The 3,692-nt window shown below is 69.3% G+C and carries 2 protein-coding genes and 1 pseudogene; all 3 read left to right on the top strand.

The window, feature by feature from the left end:
• The coding region (locus tag A8G08_RS06305; protein ID WP_068271637.1) for a hypothetical protein at nucleotides 1-1,821 on the top strand (1,821 nt) is incomplete at its 5' end.
• A gap of 61 nt (nucleotides 1,822-1,882) precedes the next feature.
• Complete coding sequence (locus A8G08_RS06310) at nucleotides 1,883-3,499, top strand: hypothetical protein (RefSeq protein WP_157108427.1); 1,617 nt, start codon at nucleotides 1,883-1,885, stop codon at nucleotides 3,497-3,499.
• Nucleotides 3,500-3,506: 7 nt separating this feature from the next.
• Nucleotides 3,507-3,692, top strand: a pseudogene (locus A8G08_RS27760) (hypothetical protein); the annotation flags it as partial.

Genomic DNA, 3,692 nt, shown 5'->3' on the forward strand with positions numbered 1-3,692 from the left:
CCCCCGCACGAGCAGATGCCCACCGTGTTCCCGGGCGACGACGCTACTTTCGCCCCACCGGCAGGGGTGTATTGCGCGCAGGACATGACAGCCTGGGGCAGCGAATCCGCCACCAATGCGTGGGGGTTCGACTGGGCCCGCACCGCCGACGACGCGTCGAAGAAACAGTGGGCGCAGCTGCCCAACGCCGACGACGTCCCCAACGGCGCCTGGGCCGACCCGTGCGGCACCCCCGACCTGCCCAGTGTGTACTGCCTGCACGCCTACTTCGCCGACTGCGACCAGGTTCAGAGCAACCAGCCGCGCCAGAACGCGTGCCTGGGATGGAACGCGATCATCGGGAAACTCAGCGTCGGCACCGCGCATTGGCTCGCCGCGCAACGCTCGGTGTGGGACCGGGTCAGCGGTGTCCTCTCGGATGCGGCGGTGGCGCCGGTGGTGGCGTTCGGCAAACCGGCGGTGATGGCGTGGTCGGGTCTCTACAACATCGCCGCGCCGATCGCGAAAATCGCGGCGTTCGTGGCCAATCCGGCCGATGCGATCGACGATCTGGCGAACAAGCTGCACGAGGGTGCGGTCGGCCTGTCCGGGGCGGTGCTCTCCCAGCTGGCGACCACGGGCCAGTTCGACCCGTCCTGGTCGTGGTTTCTCACCAAGTACGCCCAATCAGCTGCACTGGGGATCGTGTTGATGGCGTTCATGTGCATCCACACCGTGGTCCGCGCGGCCCGGCGCGGCACCCCGGGCGAACTCGCCGCCTCGATCGGGGCATATCTGCCGTTGGCGTTGGCGGCGCAGGCATTCGCACCCGCGGTCGCGTCACTGCTCATCATCGGCGCCAACGCGCTGGCCTCCGACGTCGCGAAGGCAGCGGGCACCGACCTGGCGGACATGAGCACCGGGGTGTACAGCCTGGGCAACATCACCGTCAACGCGGTCCCGGGCGGCTCGATCGTCGGAGTGTTCATCTTCCTGTTCCTGCTCATCGGCGCGGCCGCTGTCTGGGTCGGGCAGCAATTGCACGCCATCGGGTTACCGATCGTGGGTGTCGTGGTGGCCATCAGCTTCGGGCTCTGGGTCTCACCCAAGTACCGGCACAAGGCGATCCGCCCGATCCTGGTGTTCCTGTCGATCGTGTTCAGCAAAATCCTGCTGTTCGTCCTGCTGGGCGTGATTTTCGCGCTCTCGGCGGCCAAACTCCGCTCCGGTGACACGCTCAACCCGCTGGGTGCAGTCGAGCGGGTGGCGTTCGTCGCGCTGGCGATGATGGTCGCCGGCCTCGCGCCGTGGGCGCTGCTGAAATGGGTGCCGTTCCTACCCACCGCCTCCGATAGCGCCGACTTCGGCTCCGGTCCACCGATCTCGGCCGCGGTCATCGGCGGCGCCGGGACCGGAGCCATGTACCTCCATTCGGCTCGGCGTGGTCGCGCGGGCGCGGAGACGCCGCGTGCGCCTCTCGCATCGAACACCCACAACGGCACCGGGCCAGGGGCAGGCCAGGGCGCATCCCCAGTGTTGGGTGGCGCAAGCGGGAGCGGAGCCGGTCGGGGACCGGTGGAGCAGGCATGGGCGGCCAAACACGCCAACCCCACGACCGCCGCAGCGGGGCAGGGACCGACGGTCGGGGCCGCCACCACGGCGGGGCGGGGGAGCGGGGCGGCCGCGGCTCCCGCGGCGAAGGCGGGCGCGTCCGCGGGGGCGGGTGCCGCAACGGCGGGGGTGTCGTTCGCCGCACAAATGGCCGCCGTCGCCATGACCAAAGGCAAGACTGCCGCCGAGAACCACCCGCACCGCGCCGAAGACACGAAGGACGACGAATGAGGGCACTCATGATCCAGCGAAATATGCTCGGCGCCAGTCTCATTCATGTCGAGGTGCGGTCGTGGTGACGACTGGGAGCGGGATGGATGCCGCGCGGACGTCGTTGTTGACACCGGAGATCCGCCGGCGCGGGATCGTGGGGCAGCCGCGGATCGTGTGGATGACGTGGCTGGCGACCGCGGCGGTGGGGGCGCTGGTGTATTTCGCGCACCAAACCATGGCGACGCTGATCGTGGTCGTGGTGACACTGCTCGCGGTGTTCGCGGCGACGTACCCATTCGCCGGCCGCACGTGTGTGGCAGTGGTGGCGGTGGATGGGTTTCGGGAGCGGCGCCGGCGCCGGCGCGGGGAGCACGTGTTCTGGCCCGGCGCCGATATCGACGCCTACTACTCCGACGACCACTCCGTCGTCGCGATCGATCATGGTTACGATCCGACGTCGGATCCGGGATGGGCGGTTCCGGTCCCGTTGGGGCGGGTGGCGCCGTTGATGTTGCGTGGCACCGGGTTCGACGACCTGTTCGTGCTGTATCACAAGAACCCAGGGGAGCGGGCCTACCTGTCAGTGCTGCTGAGTATCGAGGGTCTGCGCGGCGGTTTGCGGTCCAATGCCGCGTATGCGTCGGCGCAGGCCGCGTTCGGCCGGGTACTGGCCCAGCTGGCGAAGAACTCCTCCTATATCCGCGGGGTGCAGTTGCTGCACCGCTCGGTCCCCTACGACACGGCCCCGCACACCTTCTGGTACACCCACAGGTTGTCTCCGGAAACCACGGATGCGCTGTATCCGGCGGTGTTGTCCTATGACCGGTTGATCGAGGCGCTGAAACCCCTCGCGGAGGAGCACCGGTCGTTCCTGGTGGTGAAGATCCCGATGACCAAAGCCTTCCGGGCCGAAGCCATTGCCCGGGGTGCGGCGCCGGGATCGTGGGCCTCGATCGTCAACGACGAACTCGAACGCCTCGAAGGCTTGCTGCGCGGTGCGGGGATGGGCCGTGTGCTGGTGTTGGGGGAGCAGCGCACCTGCGCGGTGCTGCGCGCCTTGCAGGATCCGTCGTTCCCGATCGACAAACACCAGGGCGTCACCTGGGACACCTGCTGGCAGCACTACATCGGCTTCGACGACTGCGTCCGCGTGAACGGGTGCTGGCACACCGCCGTCGCGCACATTCCCTCGGGCGGGATCGAACCCACCCAACTCGGGCCATTGTGGCTCTCGCCCTTGCTGACGGGGGTGGAGGCCGACCGGACCAGCCCGGACGCGGCCGCGGCCGCGACCATCCGGACCGTGTCGGTGCGGATCGACCTGATCCCCGCAATCCATGCCCGCGCCCAGGCACGCCTCGACCGCACCCACGACGCCGCCACCCAACTCGCCGAGCAGCGCAAGGGCCAGATCAGCGACGGCACCAGCGAAGTGATGCGCTCGAGCTCCGAGCAGCGGGCCACGGATCTGATGCCCGGCTCCGGGCACCACGGCCTCGTGTATGCGATCACCGTCTCGGTCACCGGGCGGTCTGTCGATGACCTGCGCCGCGCCCGCGGGCGTGTCGAGGAGGCTGCCGCCGAATGCGCGATCACCGAACTGCGCTGGACCCGGCGCCGCCACGACGTCACCGCCTTCGCCACCTACCCCCTCGCACGCGGGATGGCCGAAACCACGACCGCCGTGCGGATCTGAGGCACTCGTGACCAGCACCCTGACCCACCCCACCACACCCACTCCGACAGCCGAACCCGCTGCGGCAGCAGCGGTGCCCGAGACCGCGGCACCAGCGCGGCCGCCGAAGCCGCCGCGCCGTCCGCGACGCCGGCTGCCGCACCGAATCGGGTTTCTGGACCGGCTGGGGTATTACGAGCACCGCCCGCAGGGC

Origin of the sequence: Aldersonia kunmingensis (assembly GCF_001646865.1) — a bacterium.
GTDB classification, from domain to species: domain Bacteria; phylum Actinomycetota; class Actinomycetes; order Mycobacteriales; family Mycobacteriaceae; genus Aldersonia; species Aldersonia kunmingensis.